15 protein-coding genes are annotated in these 18,899 nt (G+C 47.0%); 11 read left to right on the forward strand and 4 right to left on the reverse strand.

Translation table 11 applies throughout. The annotated features are described in order from the left end of the window. Window positions 1–69 precede the first annotated feature (69 nt). The 6 genes from DC345_RS17125 to mglC all read left to right on the forward strand — a co-directional run bounded on the left by DC345_RS17125 (window position 70) and on the right by mglC (window position 8,465). Window positions 70–1,689 (forward strand): response regulator, encoded by a 1,620-nt coding sequence (locus DC345_RS17125; RefSeq protein WP_113054086.1) that lies wholly within the window; start codon window positions 70–72, stop codon window positions 1,687–1,689. Then, window positions 1,686–3,503, forward strand: coding sequence for a cache domain-containing sensor histidine kinase (locus tag DC345_RS17130; RefSeq protein ID WP_113054087.1), 1,818 nt, complete (start codon window positions 1,686–1,688; stop codon window positions 3,501–3,503). Before DC345_RS17125 ends, DC345_RS17130 begins: the two co-directional genes overlap by 4 nt. Further along, window positions 3,490–4,668: a sugar ABC transporter substrate-binding protein gene (locus tag DC345_RS17135; protein ID WP_181586623.1), complete on the forward strand. Its 1,179-nt coding sequence runs from the start codon at window positions 3,490–3,492 to the stop codon at window positions 4,666–4,668. Before DC345_RS17130 ends, DC345_RS17135 begins: the two co-directional genes overlap by 14 nt. Window positions 4,669–4,789: 121 nt before the next feature. Then, window positions 4,790–5,851 carry a galactose ABC transporter substrate-binding protein gene (locus DC345_RS17140; protein ID WP_113054089.1) on the forward strand — a complete coding sequence of 354 codons (1,062 nt, stop codon included), beginning with the start codon at window positions 4,790–4,792 and terminating at the stop codon, window positions 5,849–5,851. Between the two features lie 74 nt (window positions 5,852–5,925). After that, on the forward strand, window positions 5,926–7,431 hold the full coding sequence (locus DC345_RS17145; protein ID WP_113054090.1) for a sugar ABC transporter ATP-binding protein: 1,506 nt from the start codon (window positions 5,926–5,928) through the stop codon (window positions 7,429–7,431). 14 nt (window positions 7,432–7,445) lie between these two features. After that, window positions 7,446–8,465 carry a galactose/methyl galactoside ABC transporter permease MglC gene (gene mglC, locus DC345_RS17150; RefSeq protein WP_113054091.1) on the forward strand — a complete coding sequence of 340 codons (1,020 nt, stop codon included), beginning with the start codon at window positions 7,446–7,448 and terminating at the stop codon, window positions 8,463–8,465. A gap of 65 nt (window positions 8,466–8,530) precedes the next feature. Here the strand turns inward: mglC and DC345_RS17155 are convergent, their stop codons facing one another. Continuing rightward, window positions 8,531–8,866, reverse strand: a complete 336-nt coding sequence (locus DC345_RS17155) for a hypothetical protein (protein ID WP_113054092.1) — start codon at window positions 8,864–8,866, stop codon at window positions 8,531–8,533. Between the two features lie 260 nt (window positions 8,867–9,126). Between DC345_RS17155 and DC345_RS17160 the strand changes: the two genes are divergently transcribed. The 4 genes from DC345_RS17160 to lpxA all read left to right on the forward strand — a co-directional run bounded on the left by DC345_RS17160 (window position 9,127) and on the right by lpxA (window position 13,616). After that, window positions 9,127–10,722, forward strand: a complete 1,596-nt coding sequence (locus DC345_RS17160) for an ATP-binding protein (protein WP_258530699.1) — start codon at window positions 9,127–9,129, stop codon at window positions 10,720–10,722. A 244-nt stretch (window positions 10,723–10,966) separates the two neighbouring features. Beyond that, window positions 10,967–11,797: a UDP-3-O-acyl-N-acetylglucosamine deacetylase gene (gene lpxC / locus DC345_RS17165; protein WP_181586624.1), complete on the forward strand. Its 831-nt coding sequence runs from the start codon at window positions 10,967–10,969 to the stop codon at window positions 11,795–11,797. A 20-nt stretch (window positions 11,798–11,817) separates the two neighbouring features. Then, complete coding sequence (lpxD, locus tag DC345_RS17170; protein ID WP_113054094.1) at window positions 11,818–12,843, forward strand: UDP-3-O-(3-hydroxymyristoyl)glucosamine N-acyltransferase; 1,026 nt, start codon at window positions 11,818–11,820, stop codon at window positions 12,841–12,843. Continuing rightward, window positions 12,840–13,616, forward strand: coding sequence for an acyl-ACP--UDP-N-acetylglucosamine O-acyltransferase (gene lpxA / locus DC345_RS17175; RefSeq protein ID WP_113054095.1), 777 nt, complete (start codon window positions 12,840–12,842; stop codon window positions 13,614–13,616). Before lpxD ends, lpxA begins: the two co-directional genes overlap by 4 nt. A 77-nt stretch (window positions 13,617–13,693) precedes the next feature. Here the strand turns inward: lpxA and DC345_RS17180 are convergent, their stop codons facing one another. The 3 genes from DC345_RS17180 to DC345_RS17190 all read right to left on the reverse strand — a co-directional run bounded on the left by DC345_RS17180 (window position 13,694) and on the right by DC345_RS17190 (window position 17,739). Then, entirely contained in the window at window positions 13,694–15,529 is a 1,836-nt protein-coding gene (locus DC345_RS17180; RefSeq protein WP_181586632.1) for an ABC transporter ATP-binding protein, read from the reverse strand. Further along, a complete protein-coding gene (locus DC345_RS17185) occupies window positions 15,513–17,234 on the reverse strand; it encodes an ABC transporter ATP-binding protein (protein WP_113054097.1) in 1,722 nt (573 codons plus the stop codon). The genes DC345_RS17180 and DC345_RS17185 overlap by 17 nt, the downstream gene beginning before the upstream one ends. Window positions 17,235–17,304: 70 nt before the next feature. Next, the gene (locus tag DC345_RS17190; RefSeq protein ID WP_181586625.1) at window positions 17,305–17,739 is read right to left on the reverse strand and encodes a MarR family winged helix-turn-helix transcriptional regulator; all 435 of its coding nucleotides are present in this window, start codon (window positions 17,737–17,739) and stop codon (window positions 17,305–17,307) included. Window positions 17,740–17,960: 221 nt separating this feature from the next. Between DC345_RS17190 and DC345_RS17195 the strand changes: the two genes are divergently transcribed. Next, the gene (locus tag DC345_RS17195) at window positions 17,961–18,890 is read left to right on the forward strand and encodes an NUDIX hydrolase (protein ID WP_113054099.1); all 930 of its coding nucleotides are present in this window, start codon (window positions 17,961–17,963) and stop codon (window positions 18,888–18,890) included. The last annotated feature ends 9 nt before the right edge of the window (window positions 18,891–18,899 follow it).

Below are 18,899 nucleotides of genomic sequence, written 5' to 3' on the forward strand. Positions count from 1 at the left end.
CCTTGAATCATATCGACATATACATTATTGCTTGGGCTTATGGCCCCTTAAATAAAGGAGGAATCTGACGTGTACCGGGTATTGTTGGTGGATGATGAAGAGGATGTACGCGAAGGGTTGGTTGTAGAAGTGGATTGGGAAGCACTCGATCTGCGCATAGTTGGTCTGGCGGAGAATGGACGTGAAGCACTGGAGATGGCAGAACGAGTGGAGCCGGATATTGTGGTAACGGATATCAGCATGCCATTTATGGATGGACTGGAACTTGCCAAAAGGTTGCGGGAACGAAATCCGCTTGTAAAAGTGGTGATTTTGACCGGATACGATGAATTCGACTACGCTCGACAAGCGGTCTCGCTGAGTGTGGATGAATATTTACTAAAGCCTTTCTCGGCAGGACATCTGACAGATCTGCTTACAAGGTTGCGTGCACAGATGGCAGATGAAGTGGCAGAGCGAGAGGATGTACAGCAGCTGCGCGACCATTATTATACAAGCCTGCCCCTGTTACAGGCGGACCTGATGGCCACTTTGCTGCATCGGCAAAAATCGCCTGAATATATTCACGGCAAAGCAAAGCAATGTGGACTGGATCTGCAAGGTGAACGTTATGGTGTATCCGTATTGACCCTGCATATGGACGGAGACCAATCCGAGGATGTGGAGTTGAAGCAGTTCGCTGCGCTAAACATTGCCGCAGAGGTATGGGCAGAACACGGGGCCGGACATGCTTTTATGCATCAGGAGACGATTGTGCTGCTCTATGTAGATCGATGGGGTGGAGGAGATGGGGAAAAACGACAGCAGCAGGCGCTGGAAAATGTAATGCGCAGCATCAATCACTATCTGCGTGTTCCTGCCACTGTTGGATCGGGCTCGATCGTGAACACACTGGCAGGTGTAAAGCATGCCTATGAGGATGCACTACTGGCACTGGATTATCGGCTTGTACCGGGGACTGATCCACTTATTTATATTGCAGATGTGGAGCGTCAGACGGCGGGCAAATTGCGTTTTGACGAGTTGAAGCAGCAAACGCTGACACGTTGTTTGAAAGCGGGTACGCAGGCGGAGCTGGAGGAGACGCTTGCGATCATTTTCCGGGAAATTACGGTGGAGCATGGGCGAAGTGACATCCAATTGTATCTGATTGAAGTTTTAACAAACGTTTGGAAAGCGGCCCAAGCATCGGGTGAGGCCATGGAAGACATTTTTGGAGCAGGGTTCCAGTTGTATGCCGATTTATTCCGTTTGCCTGGGTTGTCTGAGGCACAGGGTAAGGTGCGGGAGGTTTGTCTGCTCGTTCAACAACGTATTGCCAGCGGAAGGCAGCATGTGTACAAGGATATTGTGGAACAGGCATTGTCGTTTACCAAAGAACATTACGCCGATCCGGATCTGTCCATTCAGAAAGTATGCGGGCATCTGCATATCAGTTCGGGTTATTTTTGTGGCATTTTCAAAAAAGAAGTACAGCTTACCTTCCTGCAATATTTGATGCAAATCCGGATGGAGGCGGCGAAGGAATTGCTTCGATCTACAGTGATGAAGTCGTTTGAGATTGCTGGTCAGGTAGGCTTCGCGGAACCGAATTATTTCAGTTTTTGCTTCAAAAAACACATCGGCGTCTCGCCCAAAGAATATCGCAAACAGATTGCACTAACAGCTAGTGAAGGCACAAGCCGATGAGACCGTTTGCCGGATGGATAAGATCCCTATGGCTTAAGTTTCGTTCAAGGCTGCGTTCATCCAGAGTCAGCAGTATCCGCTTTATTATTACGTGGTCCTTCTCTGTCTTCATTGTACTGGTGCTGACCATCATGGCGTTGCTGCTGCATGACAAATTCACGCAGGCCGCGGAGCGAAGTGCGGAGCTGACGACGAGACAGATCGTGGATCAGGTCAGTTACAATCTGGAGGATTATGTCCGCAGCATGTCGCATCTGTACCGAGCCATCGAAGAGCATATGCTGCGGGACGGCACGTGGGAAGGGGATCAGGTAGATAAACAGCTCGACACGCTGCTCAGCAGCCGCGAAGATATCATCTCGATTACGTTGTTGGATTCAACAGGGCATTTGCTCAAGAACAGACCTTCAGCTGAATTAAAACCGAGTGCGCATGTGACACAGCAAGGGTGGCTTCAATCTGCACTCCGAGTGCCGGATCACCTTAGTTTCTCTCTACCTCATATCCAGAACATGTACACAGGCCCATACAAATGGGTCGTTTCCATGAGCAAAGGCATCACCGTACGCCAAAATGGTCAGGATCGGCAGGTCATTTTGCTGGTGGATATCAACTTCAAACAAATGGACGAACTGAGCCGCCGTGTTAGTCTGGGGCAGCGGGGATACGTCTACATTATCGACGAAAGTGCAGGAAATATCGTCTACCATCCGCAGCAGCAATTAATGTATATGGGGCTCAAAAGTGAAAATATCGAACAGGCACTGGTTGCAACCGGCAGTTATGAAGATGAGGCGGATGGGCAGAAAAGGTTGAATGCGGTCAAGTCTGTCGCCAATATCGGATGGAAAATTGTCGGTGTAGCTTACCTGGATGAGATCATGACAACCCGCCAGGAGGTCAATGGATATCTCATTCGGGTACTGCTGGTTGTGCTGGTTCTGGTCATCCTTGTCTCGCTGTTCCTCTCTTCCAGTCTGACACGTCCAATCCGGCGTATGGAACGAAAGATGAAGGCAGTGGAGCGAGGGGATTTTAACGTGGAGCTACCTATCGAAGGGCCGCTGGAAGTGGAACGTTTATCCCGTCGTTTTAACCTGATGGTCTATAAAATCCGAACTTTGATGAATGAAATCATTCATGAACAGGAACAAAAGCGTCGTCTCGAACTGGAAGCTTTGCAGGCTCAGATCAATCCACATTTCCTATATAACACGTTGAATTCAGTTGTGCGTATGGTGGGCATGAGCCGGAATGAGGAAGTTATTACGATGATCACTTCGTTATCCCGATTGTTTCGCATCAGTCTCAGTCAAGGCAAAACGATTATTACGGTTAGGGAAGAACTGGAGCACGCCCACCATTATCTGACGATTCAGCAGATGCGGTTCAAGCGCAAATTCAATTTTAGCATGAAGGCGGATGAAGATACGCTGGACTGCCTGACACTTAAGCTGGTGCTTCAGCCACTCATTGAAAATGCGATCGTGCATGGCATTGAATATCATATGGACGAGGGATGTATTGAGATACGTGTATACCGGGAGGACGACAAGCTGGTATTTCGCATTACGGATAATGGGGTCGGAATGACAGAAGAGCAGTTGTCGAAACTTTTGATGGGCAGTCCTGTCGTGAAAAGTGGTGCAGGATCAGGTGTAGCTGTGCGCAATGTGCATGATCGGATTCAGCTCTATTATGGCGAACTTTACGGTCTTGAATTCGAGAGTGAGCTGGAGGAAGGCACAACCGTCTGGATTCGGATTCCGATCCAATCGGAACGAGAGGAGGACGATGCACATGAAAGCGAATAAGATCAATGGAACGGAATGGATGGGGCATCTAGTTATGAAAATAAACCTCTGTCCTCGCGTGGGAATCATTCGGATGAGAGTTCTTCTCCTTCGTTATATGGCCATGATAGCAGCAACTTGCTGCCTGTTGTTATGTGTGGCGTGCGGCATGTCGAATGCTGAGCCAGCGGGATCGCCGCCGCGTATTGCGCTGATTACGCCAGCAGGAACCGGAGAACTTGCAGAAGCGATACGTCTTGGGGCCGAAGCCGCTGCCAAAGAAGCGGGAGCGGAGCTTATTACGGTGGAGGCTTTTCCCTCAGAGGGGTTAACCTATGCGCCATCTAACCCCGATTTTACAGCAGGACAGGGAAAGGTCAAGCAAGAGCATTTGCAAAATGGGACTTATCTACTGAGCGAGCGTGAACAAGCTCAGGTGGATGCGGTATCGTTGGCAATGGAGCAGGGAGCATCGGCCCTGTTGATCGATCCCTTGAGTGAGAAGGCACTCAGTGACATCATTCAGAAGGCACAGACTAAGGATGCCAACGGAGTGATTATCCCCGTCATTTTGTTGAACGACGAGTTTCCTGTAAAAGGTATAACAAGTGTTATCTCAATAGATAACGTTGAGGCAGGACGGCAGGCGGGTCAGGCCATGGCTGTGCTTATGGGAGGACGAGGACGTGTAGCATTGCTTGGTCCTGATCCTGTAAATCCTGTTCTGATTAACCGGGAACAAGGGGTAGAGGAATCACTGGCTCAATACCCTGACATTCATGTGGAGGCTCAATCGGTATGCAGTACCCGGGATGCTTGCTGGCAGGCGGCGAAGCAACTGCTTGATGAGCAGCAGGTGGACGGATTGATTGCCCTTCAGGAACCTGCTTCTCTGGGGGCAGCGGATGAACTGAATCGACGTACGTCCGAGAACAACGGGAACAAGGTGAAGATTGTGGGATTTGGCAGTGAACAGCAGCAGTTAGAGCAGTTACAGGAAGGCAGAATTCAACACTTGATCGTGCAAAACGGATTCAGCGCAGGTTATCTTGGTGTGAATCAGGCTGTTGCACGATTGAACAACCAACAGGTGCAAGCCAGGGTAACACTGGAAACGAAGCTGGTCAGTACGGACAATATGTTCTGGATGGATAATCAGAAGCTGCTGTTTCCTTTTGTACAGTGAAAATTCAATTGAGGAAGATTTCGATAAAACAGAGGAAGATATTGTATTCGAATTTATTGTAAACCCTTTCATAATAAAGACATCGGTAAAGCCGAATGAACTTGGGGGAGGTCATTAGGATATGAAGAAAACGTGGATGACATTGTTGCTTACAGCGTGTATGGTTGCGGCGGCGGGGTGCAGCAGTGGCGGAGACAGTGCAGGCGGAAGTACAGGAACAGATACTGGAGGTCAGACGGCCGCAGGAACGGAAACGCCGAAGATTGGCGTGGCGATCTACAAGTTTGATGACACGTTCATGACGGGTGTACGGAATGCGATGACCGCAGCAGCGGAAGGCAAAGCCACACTCGATATCGTGGATAGCCAGAACGCACAGCCGACCCAGAATGAGAAAGTCGATCTGTTTGTATCCAAGAAGTACAACGCAATGGCCGTGAACCCGGTTGACCGGACCGCAGCAGGTGTCATTATTGACAAAGCCAAAGCGGCCAGCATTCCGGTGGTCTTCCTGAACCGTGAGCCAGTTGCTGAGGACATGAACAAGTGGGATAAAGTTTATTACGTTGGAGCCAAGGCGGAAGAGTCCGGCACGATCTCCGGTCAACTCATTGTGGACTACTGGAAGGCCCACCCGGAAGCAGATAAAAACGGGGATGGAAAACTGCAATACGTCATGCTGAAAGGCGAGCCTGGCCACCAGGATGCTGAGCTGCGGACTAAATATTCCGTACAGGCAATTCAGGATGCCGGTATTGAAGTGGAAGCATTGGCGGAAGACACGGCGATGTGGGATCGGGTCAAAGGCCAGGAGAAAATGCAGGCGTTCCTTGCCTCCCACGGAGACAAAATTGAAGCGGTATTGGCTAACAATGATGACATGGCACTTGGAGCCATTGAAGCGTTAAAAGCAGCGGGATACTTCAAGGACGGCAAAATGATGCCTGTTGTCGGCGTGGATGCAACTGCTCCGGCCATTCAGGCCCTTCAGGACGGAACGATGCTGGGCACGGTGTTGAATGATGCCAAGAACCAGGGCGCAGCAACGGTTGCACTCGCTTCCGTACTTGCGAAGGGTGAGACGCCAACAAAGGAAAACACGGGTTATGACATTACGGATGGCAAGTACGTCTGGATTGCCTACAAAAAAATTACGAAAGACAACATTGCCGACGCCCAATAACAGCAGCAAACAGGGACGTCCGTCATGAGATGGCGTCCTTTTTTTGCCGGGTTTACGGAAGGGGAGGATGAAAGATGGAATCACCTTACCTGCTGGAGATGGACGGAATATCCAAAGCATTTCCAGGTGTGCAGGCACTAAGTCAGGTCACATTGAAGGTAAAGCCGGGTACAGTTCATGCGCTGATGGGAGAGAACGGAGCGGGCAAATCCACGCTGATGAAATGTCTATTCGGTATGTATCGCCCGGATGAGGGGACGATTCGGATTGAAGGCAATGAGGTGGACATTCCGAGTTCGAAAGCGGCGCTTCAGCATGGCATATCGATGATTCATCAGGAGCTGAACCCGGTGCCGCATCGGCCAGTGATGGAGAACATCTGGCTGGGACGGTTTCCCATGAGGGGGTTGTTGGTGGATGAGAAGCGAATGTATGCCGATACACTGGCCCTGTTCAATGATCTGAATCTGGACATTGATCCGAAGGCTCAGGCGGGGACTTTATCCGTTTCCAAAATACAGTCGATGGAAATCGCCAAAGCGGTCTCTTTTCAATCCAAAGTTATTGTGATGGATGAGCCAACGTCCTCGCTCACGGGCAAGGAAGTGGACCAGCTCTTCGCCATTATTAATCAGCTTCGCAATCGCGGGGTTTCTATTATCTACATCTCGCACAAGATGGAGGAAATTCTGACAATCTCGGATGAGGTCACGATTATGCGGGATGGTTTTGTGGTCGGTACCTGGGATGCTGCTGATTTAACGACCGATCTGATCATTACCCGCATGGTTGGACGTGATCTGGATGAACGGTTCCCGGAACGGACGAACGTACCTGGAGAAGTGATTTTGAAGGCTGTAGGCTTAACGTCCAGCCAACCGAATTCGTTCCGTGATGTGACGTTTGAATTGAGGAAAGGCGAAGTGCTTGGCATCGGCGGCCTTGTTGGGGCACAGCGGACGGAATTAATCGAGTCATTGTTCGGCTTGCGCGGACTTGCATCAGGGACAATTTCGATTCATGGGCGCAAGGTAAAGATCAAGTCACCTGCCGCAGCAAAGCGTCATAACATTGCCTTGCTGACCGAAGAACGAAGAGTCACGGGAATTTTTCCGGTGCTGTCTGTATATGAAAATACGATTATTGCGAGTCTCGGACGTTACCAAAATCGGATTGGTCTGTTAGATGAGAAGAAAGGCCGAGATGAGGCACGCGAGCAAACGCAGAAGTTCAGAACTAAAACGCCTTCAGTTAACACGCTGATTCGCAACCTTTCCGGTGGTAATCAACAGAAGGTACTTCTGGCGAGATGGTTGTTAACTGACCCGGAAATTCTACTGCTGGATGAACCAACACGTGGGATTGATGTAGGCGCCAAATTTGAAATCTACACCATTATTACGGAACTGGCCCGCCAGGGCAAAAGCATTATTATGATCAGCTCGGAGATGCCCGAACTGTTGGGCATGTCGGATCGAATTATGGTCATGAGCGAAGGACGGCTCACCGGAATTGTGGACGGAGCCGAGGCAACAGAGCAGGATATCATGAGGCTGGCCGCACAGCAGCGGATGGCTTAGTCAGGAGGGAACATATGAATACACAGGTTATCAATCAGGTGAAGCAGTATGTGGCGCAGCGCGCGATCTTTATTGTGCTGATCCTGCTCGTCATCGGCATTGCCATTGCCGATCCGCATTTTCTTGCTTTCTCTACACTTCGGGATATATTACAACAGTCCTCCACACGGGCCATCATTGCGCTGGGGGCGGCGTTTATCCTCGTAACGGGCGGGGTCGATTTGTCGGCAGGGCGGGTTGTTGGGCTAACGGCTGTTGTATCGGCATCCATGCTGCAGATCGACGAATATGCCAATCGGTTCTTTCCTGATCTGCCACATTTATGGGTGTGGGCGCCCATGATCGTCGGGATCATTGCAGGCTTGGCAGTGGGTCTCGTCAACGGCATCATTGTAGCCAAATTACATGTTCCACCCTTTATCGCGACACTGGGCACGATGGTTGCGGTATATGGTCTGAACTCGATTTATTTTGATACGGAGCCCAATCAGTCACAACCCATTGGAGGACTGAGATCCGATTTTACCGTTATTGGTTCCGGTTACATTGATCTTGGCGGTGGTTATTCCATTCCGTATATCGTATTAATTGCTGTAGCGGTTGCGCTGATCTGCTGGGTCGTCTTCAACAAGACCCGCCTCGGGAAGAACATGTATGCCATCGGTGGCAACATTCAGGCTGCGCATGTGTCCGGTATTCATGTAGCCCGCAACCTGATTGCATTGTATGCCATTGCAGGTGCATTGTATGGACTGGGCGGTGTGCTGGAAGCCGCACGTACGGGCGGGGCAACGAACAATTACGGCAATATGTATGAGTTGGATGCGATTGCGGCCTGTGTCGTGGGGGGCGTCTCCACTGCGGGTGGTATTGGTACGGTGCCCGGAGTCATGGCAGGGGTGCTGATCTTTGGAGTCATCAACTATGGTCTGACCTTTATCGGTGTAAGTCCTTACTGGCAGCTGATTATTAAAGGGTTGATTATTGTGGCTGCGGTGGCATTTGATATCCGCAAGTATATGGCGAAAAAATAAAAATGTAGTAATGAAGCAAAAAGCCAGCTTCCTGAAGTGACAGGGGAAGCTGGCTTTTTGCTCTTTTAATGAAATGTAACCCATATTATACCGTAAAGTGGAAAGATCATAACGCTAAAGATCAGCATGAAACCACCGACCTTGTAGGCTACTTTTGTACCAAAGTGAGAATGATATTTGCGTGCGATCAAAACGGAAGATAACCAAAAGATTATAGCTACCATAAAGGGAATGTGAAATCCTTGATGACCATTGCTATAGATAGGCAAGTTCAGTAGATTAAACAAATAGTGGCTGATTTGTACCTTTTCTGCTCCCCAACCATAATTAAAGGCAAACCCCATAGCGAGCACAAGCAGAGAAAGTGTCCCGATGCCCAAAGGTTTTCTTTGTTTTATCATGCTTATCCCTCCATAACCAAGGTGATATCCTAAATAAATCCATTAATGTATTTTAACACAGTGTTGATCAATGTGATAGGAGGATTATTTCGTAATATGCACTTTCCTATAAACCGTTTGTCCTATTTTAATTATAAATTTATACATTCATGTGAATTTGACAAGCCTCCAATAATCGACAACATCAGCTAATCATAACCGATATAATACATGTAAATAGGATCTGGATATGAGAATTATGTCAAAGGGGGCGAGGCTGTTTGCTGAGTTACACGATGAAAATGGTTATTTTCCCGCTAGGATGTCTGCTTGTTATACTGTCCTCTTATTTTTTAGGGCTTACTTCCCACCTTGTGTTAATGATATGTGCTGGTGCGTTATTTGTGGCAAGTGTGTATAAGGAAAAACAGTATCCGGTATTGCGTAACTTTCATTGGATCTTTCTTGGCATATTCCATTATTTCAGTGAACTTAACTGGTGCAATATGTTGTATTACCTGCTCATCATGTCGATGATTCAGGATAAACAGCGGATTACGCAGACGTTACCCATTTCAATGTTGATTGTATTTGAATATACCGTGATTCGGCTATCGTATGTGACGATAGATACATATAGTTTGCTAGTGTCGATATTTGACATGTTAACTGCAATTGTCATTATTTTTTTGTATCATACCTTGCTTAACAGCGAAGCAGAGAAGCGCAGACTTCGGGAGGAAAATCATTTTCTAACCCTTCATGATCCGCTCACTGGATTGCTGAATTACGAGGGATATATGAACATACTGAAGAAGACAGTGGACGAGCAACCATCTTTTTTGCTGATTATCATGAACATTCAGAATTTCAATGGATTTGATAAAGAGGTTGAAGACAACTGGAGTCATGTAATCAAAGCGACAGGCGAGAGTGTTTTGAAACAGTTTGCAGATGCATATGGCATATCTCGGTATGCGGGGGATCGTTATGCTGTCGTTTTGCCTGAAATACAAAATATCGAAGAACGCATGGCGTTACTGCTGTCCGGGGAGTTAAGGGGCTTACAAATAAACTACAGCATATCCCTATATCCTGGCATGTCCGAGACGTTGCAACACTTTATCGCGGTGTCGGAGGAGAGGATGTTGCAGCAGCAGCGCAGCAAATGGTTAAAAAACGGAGAGGAGGTCTTCCGTTCCGAAAGACTTCGGGCTGTTGGTGAGTTAGCCGCGGGCATGGCTCATGAAATTCGCAACCCCCTGACTGCCATTCGTGGTTTCCTGCAGCTTTCTCGGGGACAGGCCTTCAATATCGCTCCATGGTATGAGGTCATTATGGGTGAGATCACACGGGTAACAGAGCTGACGGCTGAGTTTTTACAGTTCTCCAAGCCGCATGCCAATCACATGAAACCTGAACGAGTAGAGCTGTGTCTTGAACGGGTCATGTCGTTAACCGGATCGGATGCAGCATCACGGGGGCATCGAATTACACTGGAGATGACAGGTGAGTCGGTCGTGGTCAATATGGATCGGGACAAGATCGTACAGGTTCTGATTAATCTGATTCGTAATGCTTTTGAAGCGATGGAAGATCCGGGTGAAGTGCATATTGATTTGCATCATGATGGTGAGAAGGCGCTTATCTCGATTACCGATACGGGCAGCGGTATCCCTGAGAACTCTCTGGTGACGATCTTTAATCCATTTTATACGACAAAGGAAGAAGGTACAGGACTTGGACTGGCACTCTGTCAGAAAATCGCTCAGGATCATCATGGCAAAATCACCGTTCATAGTGAAATGGGGATTGGCTCTACATTTACCCTTCATTTACCAACAAATAAAAACGCTGAACTGCTCCCCGTCAAGTAGACCGTTTAATAAACAAAAAATGGATCGTTTAGAAACCTTAGCTCGGATGACATGCTAAGGTTTCTTGTTATGCTGATCTTTGGCGAAGCTTTTTCAGCGTACTTGCGGATCATCTTATTCTCAGCGACATATCCATGTGAATTTGACGAGCCTCCAAATATCGACAACATCAGCTAATCGTAATCGATATAATACATGTAAATAGGATCCGAATATGAGAATTATGTCAAAGGGGGGCGATGCTATGTACCAAAAAACGATTCGTAATAGTTTTACATTAGACGGCATTGCTGTACATAGTGGGAATTTGTCAGCGATAACTCTGCATTCTGCACAACCAAACACAGGTATTGTTTTTAGAAGAGTGGATGTAGATCCATATGAAATTATTGAAGCTAGAATCGGTAATGTATCCAATACGGAACGTTGCACACAGCTTAAAAACATGCATGGATACACCGTATCTATGGTTGAACATACATTGTCTGCAATTCGAGGGATGGGCATTGATAACGTGATTATTGATGTTAATGGTGAAGAATTACCTATTTTTGATGGCAGCTCTACCAATATTGCAACCAAGATTTCAGAAGTTGGCCATCTGCAGCAAGAAGTCAAAATAAAGTACCTTCATTTACAACAAAAAATTAGAGTTGAGCACGGTAATTCTTTTCTTGAAGCTCATCCCTCTTCTATGATCTCCTATTGCGTCTGTTTTAAAAATGAACATAAAATTGCATACCTCTCGGATCAAACAATCAATTTTAATTTTATAGATAACAATTACTTAACTGAAATTGCGCCAGCTAGGACATTTTGTTTTGAAGAAGAAATAATGTACTTAAAAAGCAAAGGTTTAATTCAAGGAGCTTCTTTAGACCATGGAATAGTTATAGGTGAAAAGGAAATTTATCCCGATTTACGTTTTTCTGATGAATTGTCTCGTCACAAGCTGCTGGATCTTATTGGCGATTTAGCTCTGAATCCTCCTTTTCATGCAAAAATCATAGGATCGGGAACGTCTCATTATTTGAACACTCTTTTTGCTCAAGAATTATTAAATAATCTAATTTAAATACAAAAGGAGACCATATTATGCCATGTAATTTGAATGAAATCTCTGAACAGTTAAATGGGATTCTAATAGGTGATGGCAATGTCGTTATAACAGGCGTAGGTTCAATTAATGCTGCTAAAGAGGGAGATATTGCTTTTGTTACGGATAAAAATCTAAATAAATTAGATCAATGTAAGGCTTCAGCTTTCATTGTGCCAGAAACGACAATAATAGAATTTAAAGTACCTGTTATTAAGGTGAAAAATCCCCGACTCGATTTTATTCGCCTAATTGAAATGTTTAGCGAGAAAACCAAAAGCAGTGGTGTATTATCATCAGAAGCAATTGATCCTTCGGTAACGTTAGGCTGTAATGTGCAGATCGACGAATTTGCGGTAATCAAAGAAGATGTATCTATTGGGGATCATACTATTATTTCCGCGCATTCATTTATTGGTAAGAATGTGACCATTGGAACGAATTGCTTGATCCACCCTAATGTCACTGTTCTACATGATACTTTCATCGGAGATAATGCCATCATTCACTCAGGCGCAGTGATTGGCGCTGACGGCTTTGGTTTTGAATGGGATGGTCAAAAACAAGTTAAGATCCCACATATCGGAAATGTCGTTATTTTTGATGATGTTGAGATTGGAGCAAATACCACTATTGATCGCGGAACGATTGATTCAACAACCATTGGTAAAGGAACTAAAATGGACAACCTTATTCAAATTGGCCATAATGTTCAAATTGGTGAGCACTGCATTATCGCAGGCACAAGTGCAATTGGGGGCTCATCAAAAATTGGTAATCGCGTCATAATGGCTGGTGGAAGTGCGGTAATTAATAATATCACCATTGGAGACGGCTGCGTTGTTTTAGCTAAAACCATGGTTACTAAAAACATGCCCGAGAACTCAATGGTGTCAGGGTATACAGCTCGCTCACATAAGAGACAACTACGAGAATCCGCTGCACTTTCCAGACTCCCCCAAACGATAAAAAAACTAAATAAAAAACTTGATGAACTTAGCAAAACAAAGGAAGGTGCTAAGTGATACATCAGTCAGCCATTATTCATCCTACAGCAGTAATTGGGGACAATGTCGAAGTCGGACCTTTCAGTATCATTGAAGAAAATTCAAAAATAGGTAGCGGTTGTAGGATTGGAAGTCACGTTATCATAGGGGCTAACACGGTATTGGGGGAGAATAACTATATTTCACATGGTGCCATTATCGGCTCAGACCCACAAGATAAAAGTTACCAAGGCGAAGAATCGTATCTCATTATTGGAGATAATAATACCGTGAGAGAGTATGTCACTATATGTAAAGGCACATCAAAAGGAGATTGTTTCACGAGAGTAGGAAATAACAACTTTATTATGAATTATGCTCATATCGCACATGATGTATTGATGGGAGACCATAACGTCATCGTCAATAATGTGCAAATTGGCGGACATGTTATTGTTGAAGACTATATCACATTTGGTTGTGGTTCTGGTGTACACCAATCATGTAACATTGGAAGGTTTGCAATGATTGGAGCGGGAAGTAAAGTTTCACAAGATATCGTTCCATATTCTTTAGCAGATGGTCCGCGTTCGTACATACATGGTATTAATATCATTGGTCTAAGAAGAAATGGATTCTCAAATGAAGAGATAAGCACGATAAAAAAGATTAATACCATTTTATTTCGCCAAAAGCGAACGCTCGATCAATCTATTGAAGAAATAAACAACTTGCCTCCTTCTGAATTTAAAGAACACACATTGAATTTTCTAAATAAATCTACACGCGGAATTGTACGAATGAAGCGATAAAATGGAAATGCCGCAAAGGTCCGGAATAAAACGGAACTTATGCGGCGTTTTCGTCTTGTCTTTAGGGGCAAGGGGCGTTAATTTTGTTGACCCTGATGCAACTGATAGTAGAAACCTTGGTGTTGCAACAACTCATCATGGCTGCCTCGTTCGGCGATCTTGCCGTCATCAATAACCAGGATCTGATCGGCTTCACGAATCGTACTCAGCCTGTGGGCAATGACGAAGCTGGTGCGATCCTTCATCAAGGTGCGCATCGCTTCCTGAATCTGCATTTCGGTGCGTGTATCAATGCTGCTGGTCGCTTCATCCAGAATAAGAATCGCAGGATCAGCGAGAATGGCACGAGCGATGGTTAACAGTTGTCGCTGTCCCTGACTTAGATTGCTGCCACCGGAAATGATCGGGGTATCATAACCCTGCGATAATTTGCGGATGAAGGAGTGGGCATTGGCCAACTTCGCTGCTTGCTGAATCTGTTCGTCCGTTGCATCCGGTTTGCCGTAGGCAATATTGTCACGAATGGTGCCGGAGAATAGATAGGCGTCCTGTAACACAATGCCAAGTTCGCGCCTTAGCTGGTCTTTCTCCAGTTCGGAGATGTCACAGCCATCAATGGTAATCCGTCCGCCCGTAATCTCGTAAAAACGGGGCAGCAGGTTGATGATCGTTGTTTTACCCGCTCCAGTCGGACCGACAAGTGCAATCATCTCGCCTGGCTTGGCGGTGAAGCTGACCTTTTTAAGGATTTCCCTCTCGGAGTTATACCCAAAGGATACATCTTCAAATACAACGTTACCCTGGATCTGCTGCAGTTGTTTCTTCTGTTCTTCCACATATTCACTGGGTGTATCAATAATGTGGAATACGCGCTCGGCACCTGCGATAGCTGCCTGAATCAGGTTATATTGGTTCGCCAAATCATTGATGGGCCGCTCAATCTGGCGGGAGTAAGCAAGGAAGCTAACAATCAGCCCGATGGACGTCAGATCATGATAAGCCATCCATCCACCTACGGCTGCCAGTATGGCAAAGCCGATATTGTTCATAACGTTCATCGTTGGCCCAACCAGACCCGATACGCTTTGAGCTTGGGTACTGGACGTGCGAAGCTTCTCGTTCAGATTCTGAAAATGGTTTTGTGCCTGCTCCTGGCGGTTATAGGCTGCAACCACCTTTTGTCCGGCAATCGTTTCCTGAGCGTAGCCATTAAGCTCACCAAGCAACTTTTGCTGGGCGGTAAAATGTTTGCGTGTTCTTGAAGCGATCAGCCGAGTAGCGATCGTAATCAGGGGAACCGTGACCAGACTGAGCAGTGTCAGACGGACATCCAGGGCTAACATAATCGACAGGGAGCCAACGAGCAAGATGGCGCTGGACATCAATTGAGTTACACTTTGATTCAGCGTCGTGGACACGTTATCGATATCATTGGTAGCCCGGCTCATCAGATCACCGCTCTGATTTTTGTCAAAAAAACTGATTGGCAGCTGTTGCAGCCGTGAAAACAGAGCATGACGCAAATCCTTCACAGTCAGTTGGGACACACCGATCATGACATAGGATTGAGCCCACATCATGAACGAGCCGAGGACGTATACGGTCAGCAATAACATGCAGTCTTTCAGCAGACCGTCCGTAATTTTTGGGACGATATGTTCATTGACAGCACGGCCGAGCAGATAAGGTCCTGCCAGATTAAGTAACGTTCCAAGAGCCGTCAGTACCAGAGCGGTGATAACCCCTTTGCGATGACGTCCCATGTATGACCACACTCGGATGATGACGTGCCGGGCGTTCTTTGCTCTTACTTTGGGAACCGGACCTCGGCCGGGTGGCCCAGGTCTTCCGATCATCGGTGGGACAACGGTCTGATGGATGGAGGAAGAAGCGTTTTTAGCCAAATTGAACATCCTCCTTCCGCTGCTGCGAATAATAGATGGCTTGGTAATGTGACGAATGGGCCATGAGATGTTCATGTGTACCACTTGCCACGATTTCTCCTTCATCAAGCACGTAAATACAGTCTGCATCCTTTACAGAAGAGATCCGTTGTGCAATCAAGAAGGTGGTACTATTTTTCATTAGTGAATGCAGCGCCTTCTGAATGATTGCTTCGGTACGCAGATCGACGGCACTGGTGCTGTCGTCCAGAATCAGAACCTCCGGTTGCATGAGCAGGGCACGGGCGATAGAAATCCGTTGTTTCTGCCCACCTGAGAGATTGACCCCGCGCTGGCCCAGCTCCGTGTCATATCCATCTTTCAGATTCATAATAAAATCATCAGCCGCCGCCGCTTGAGCTGCGGCACGCAGTTCAGCTTCCGTTGCATCAGGTCTGCCAAAGCAGATGTTATCCCGGATACTGCCACTGAACAGGATGGATTCCTGTAATACGATGGACACACGGCTGCGAAGATCCTGTAGATCCCAGTTACGCACGTTCACTCCATTCACGAGCACTTCACCCTGTGAGGCATCATACAAGCGGGGGATCAGCTGTACAAGTGATGTTTTGCCTGATCCTGTAGATCCGAGCAGAGCCACTTTTTCTCCCGGCCGAGCCGTCAGTGTAATTCCGGAGAGTGTATGTTCTCCATCATAGCGGAAATAGACATCCCTGAATTCCACCTGACCTGCTCCTTTACGAGACATATCATCTCCCGATTGAATATCAGGCTGGGTGTGAAGCACCTCGTTGATGCGTGTTGCAGATACTTTCGCGCGGGAGAAGCTCATCATCATCATGCCGATTGAAGTGAGCGACGAGAGTACAACGGTTACGTAGTTGATAAAAGCAATCAAATCCCCGGCGGCAATATCGCCTCCCACCACCTGAAAGCCTCCAAACCACAGCACCGCTACAATGGTTGCATTCAGCATCAGGCTTAATACCGGTGCATTCAGCGATACGATGCGCCAGGCTTTCACTGCGGTATGGGTATAATCTTCATTGGCTTGCTGAAAACGCTTCTTCTCCTGACGTGCGCGTGCAAAAGCTTTGACGACACGAATGCCGGCCAGATTTTCCTGAAGCACCGCGTTCACCTTGTCGAGCTTGTTCTGAACGCTGGCGAACAGCGGATAGGAAGCGGATATGAGGATGTATAAGATGATAAACAGAATCGGTACGGACAAAATGAGAATGAGCGCCAGTTTGACACTGATCGTAAACGCCATAATAATACTGCCGATAATCAGCATCGGCGAACGGATAAACATACGCAGAAGCATCTGTACAAAGGTCTGCATCTGGGTGATATCACTCGTCAGACGAGTGATAAGCGAGCCCTCCTGGAAGGTATCCAGATTACGGAACGAAAACTTCTGGATATGATCAAATAATTCCTGGCGCAGATCGGTGCCGTATCCAACAGCAGCTTTGCTTGAAAACAGCGTACATCCTGCACCGCCAACCCATCCGATTAACGCAAAAAGAAGCATAAACAAACCTGTAGTCACAATGTGGGACAGGTTCCCTGCAAGAACACCATCATCCACAATGCTGGACATCAGCTTGGGTTGAAGCAGATCCATGGCAACCTCAAGGACCATGAGCAGCGGTGCAAGAATGGCCGCTGACTTATACGGGGTAAGAAATCGTTTTAACGTCCACAATGGGAAAAATCACCTCATTTGATATGAAATCATCATGTAGCAAATATGGATGCATACAGATGAATCTCACTTAATATTCTCGCAGATTCTGAACCATGCGCTGAGCGAGAGCTGACATCAGCTGCGATTCCTCGGGTGTAAAATCTTTCTGGGCTTGGCGATCAAGCTCTTGGAATACTTCCCTCAGGTCTTTAAGTGCGGCACGGCCCTGATCGGTCAGATAGACACGCAGACTGCGCAGGTCCTTCGGGTCGGCTTCACGCCGTATAAACCCCGAGCTTTCCATACGTTTCAGCATTACCGTCACCGTTGCAGGGGCGCGGCGAAGCTGTTCAGCCAGGTGTTTCTGGGTCTGACCATCTTCCCGTTCAAGCTGGAACAGCAGCGGCGGTTGTCCTGGATATAACTCAGGGTGGTTGACGAGCTTCTCATGAACCTTGTAACGATGTAGCTTGACGAGTTCTGATAATTGGCCCATCAACCGTTCATTTCGAGCTGATTTCATAAGTGCTTCCATCCTTTTAATTAGTCGACTAACTAAATGATAAGTTTCATTTGACATATCGTCAAGTGATTTTTGACATGCAAAGAAAGCATGTGTGAGCATGCCATAATGAACTTTTGCAAGGAGATGGGAAATATTGACGTAGGCCATGAGGGTATGTTAGATTGTTATTATCTAATTGTTAATAACAAATTGTTAATATCAGAATGGAGTCTTTCGAAATGACACATACAGGTAATTCTGATCCAAATTCATTAGATCATCAGAATCACGTGAATATAAGTGAACAACAGTTTCTTGAAACCTATGACCCAGGCGATTTCGAACGTCCCTCCGTCACGGTGGATATGTTGGTATTTACCATACGAAGTGAAACGCAGGAGAACTATCGCAAACTTGCGGAACCTGAGCTCCAGTTGCTGCTGATCCGGCGTGGCGGCCATCCCTATATGGGGCAGTGGGCTCTTCCGGGCGGGTTTGTCTCCATGCAGGAATCGCTGGAAGATGCGGCTAGGCGGGAACTATTTACGGAAACGGGACTGGATGATATCTATTTGGAGCAGCTGTATACCTGGGGAGATGTGCATCGTGATCCGCGTACGCGTGTAATCAGCTGTTCCTACATGGCGCTGGTCGACAGCAGCGAACTGCAACTTCAGGCTGGCGATGATGCCAGCGAAGCAGACTGGTTCCGAATGGAGCAGCGGCTTCTGGAGGAGAAACGCCATATTCATGAGCGTGGACGCGTGACGGAGCGCAGGGTGCAGCTGATTTTGACCAATGGAACAGAGGAATTGTCGGCGGTCATTGAGACGAAAGAAACGTTGGAAGGCAGAGTACGCAGCAGCCATATTACCATGAACGAAGTTCAAGGAATTGCTTTTGATCATGCGAAGATCATTTACTACGCGCTGGAACGTCTGCGGGCAAAGGTGGAGTATACGGATATCGCTTTCAATCTGATGCCGGAGACGTTCACTCTGACCGCTCTTCAGAAAGTATACGAGACCATCAGTGGCAAAAAACTGCTGGCTGCCGCCTTCCGGCGCAAAATCGCCGATTGGGTCATCGAAACGGGGGAGTATACAGGGAATGCCGGACATCGCCCATCCCGTTTATATAGATTGAATCCGGAAAGATTGGCCCCATAAAGTTAGGAG

Origin of the sequence: Paenibacillus taichungensis, from assembly GCF_003287275.1 — a bacterium.
GTDB lineage: Bacteria > Bacillota > Bacilli > Paenibacillales > Paenibacillaceae > Paenibacillus > Paenibacillus taichungensis_A.

Excerpts from the sequence above, each read along its gene's own strand:
- DC345_RS17130 (WP_113054087.1), top strand. The coding sequence starts at position 1,686 with ATGAGACCGTTTGCCGGATGGATAAGATCCCTATGGCTTAAGTTTCGT.
- DC345_RS17135 (WP_181586623.1), top strand. The coding sequence starts at position 3,490 with ATGAAAGCGAATAAGATCAATGGAACGGAATGGATGGGGCATCTAGTT.
- DC345_RS17140 (WP_113054089.1), top strand. The coding sequence starts at position 4,790 with ATGAAGAAAACGTGGATGACATTGTTGCTTACAGCGTGTATGGTTGCG.
- DC345_RS17145 (WP_113054090.1), top strand. The coding sequence starts at position 5,926 with ATGGAATCACCTTACCTGCTGGAGATGGACGGAATATCCAAAGCATTT.
- mglC (WP_113054091.1), top strand. The coding sequence starts at position 7,446 with ATGAATACACAGGTTATCAATCAGGTGAAGCAGTATGTGGCGCAGCGC.
- DC345_RS17155 (WP_113054092.1), bottom strand. The coding sequence starts at position 8,866 with ATGATAAAACAAAGAAAACCTTTGGGCATCGGGACACTTTCTCTGCTT.
- lpxC (WP_181586624.1), top strand. The coding sequence starts at position 10,967 with ATGTACCAAAAAACGATTCGTAATAGTTTTACATTAGACGGCATTGCT.
- lpxD (WP_113054094.1), top strand. The coding sequence starts at position 11,818 with ATGCCATGTAATTTGAATGAAATCTCTGAACAGTTAAATGGGATTCTA.
- DC345_RS17180 (WP_181586632.1), bottom strand. The coding sequence starts at position 15,529 with ATGTTCAATTTGGCTAAAAACGCTTCTTCCTCCATCCATCAGACCGTT.
- DC345_RS17190 (WP_181586625.1), bottom strand. The coding sequence starts at position 17,739 with ATGAAATCAGCTCGAAATGAACGGTTGATGGGCCAATTATCAGAACTC.
- DC345_RS17195 (WP_113054099.1), top strand. The coding sequence starts at position 17,961 with ATGACACATACAGGTAATTCTGATCCAAATTCATTAGATCATCAGAAT.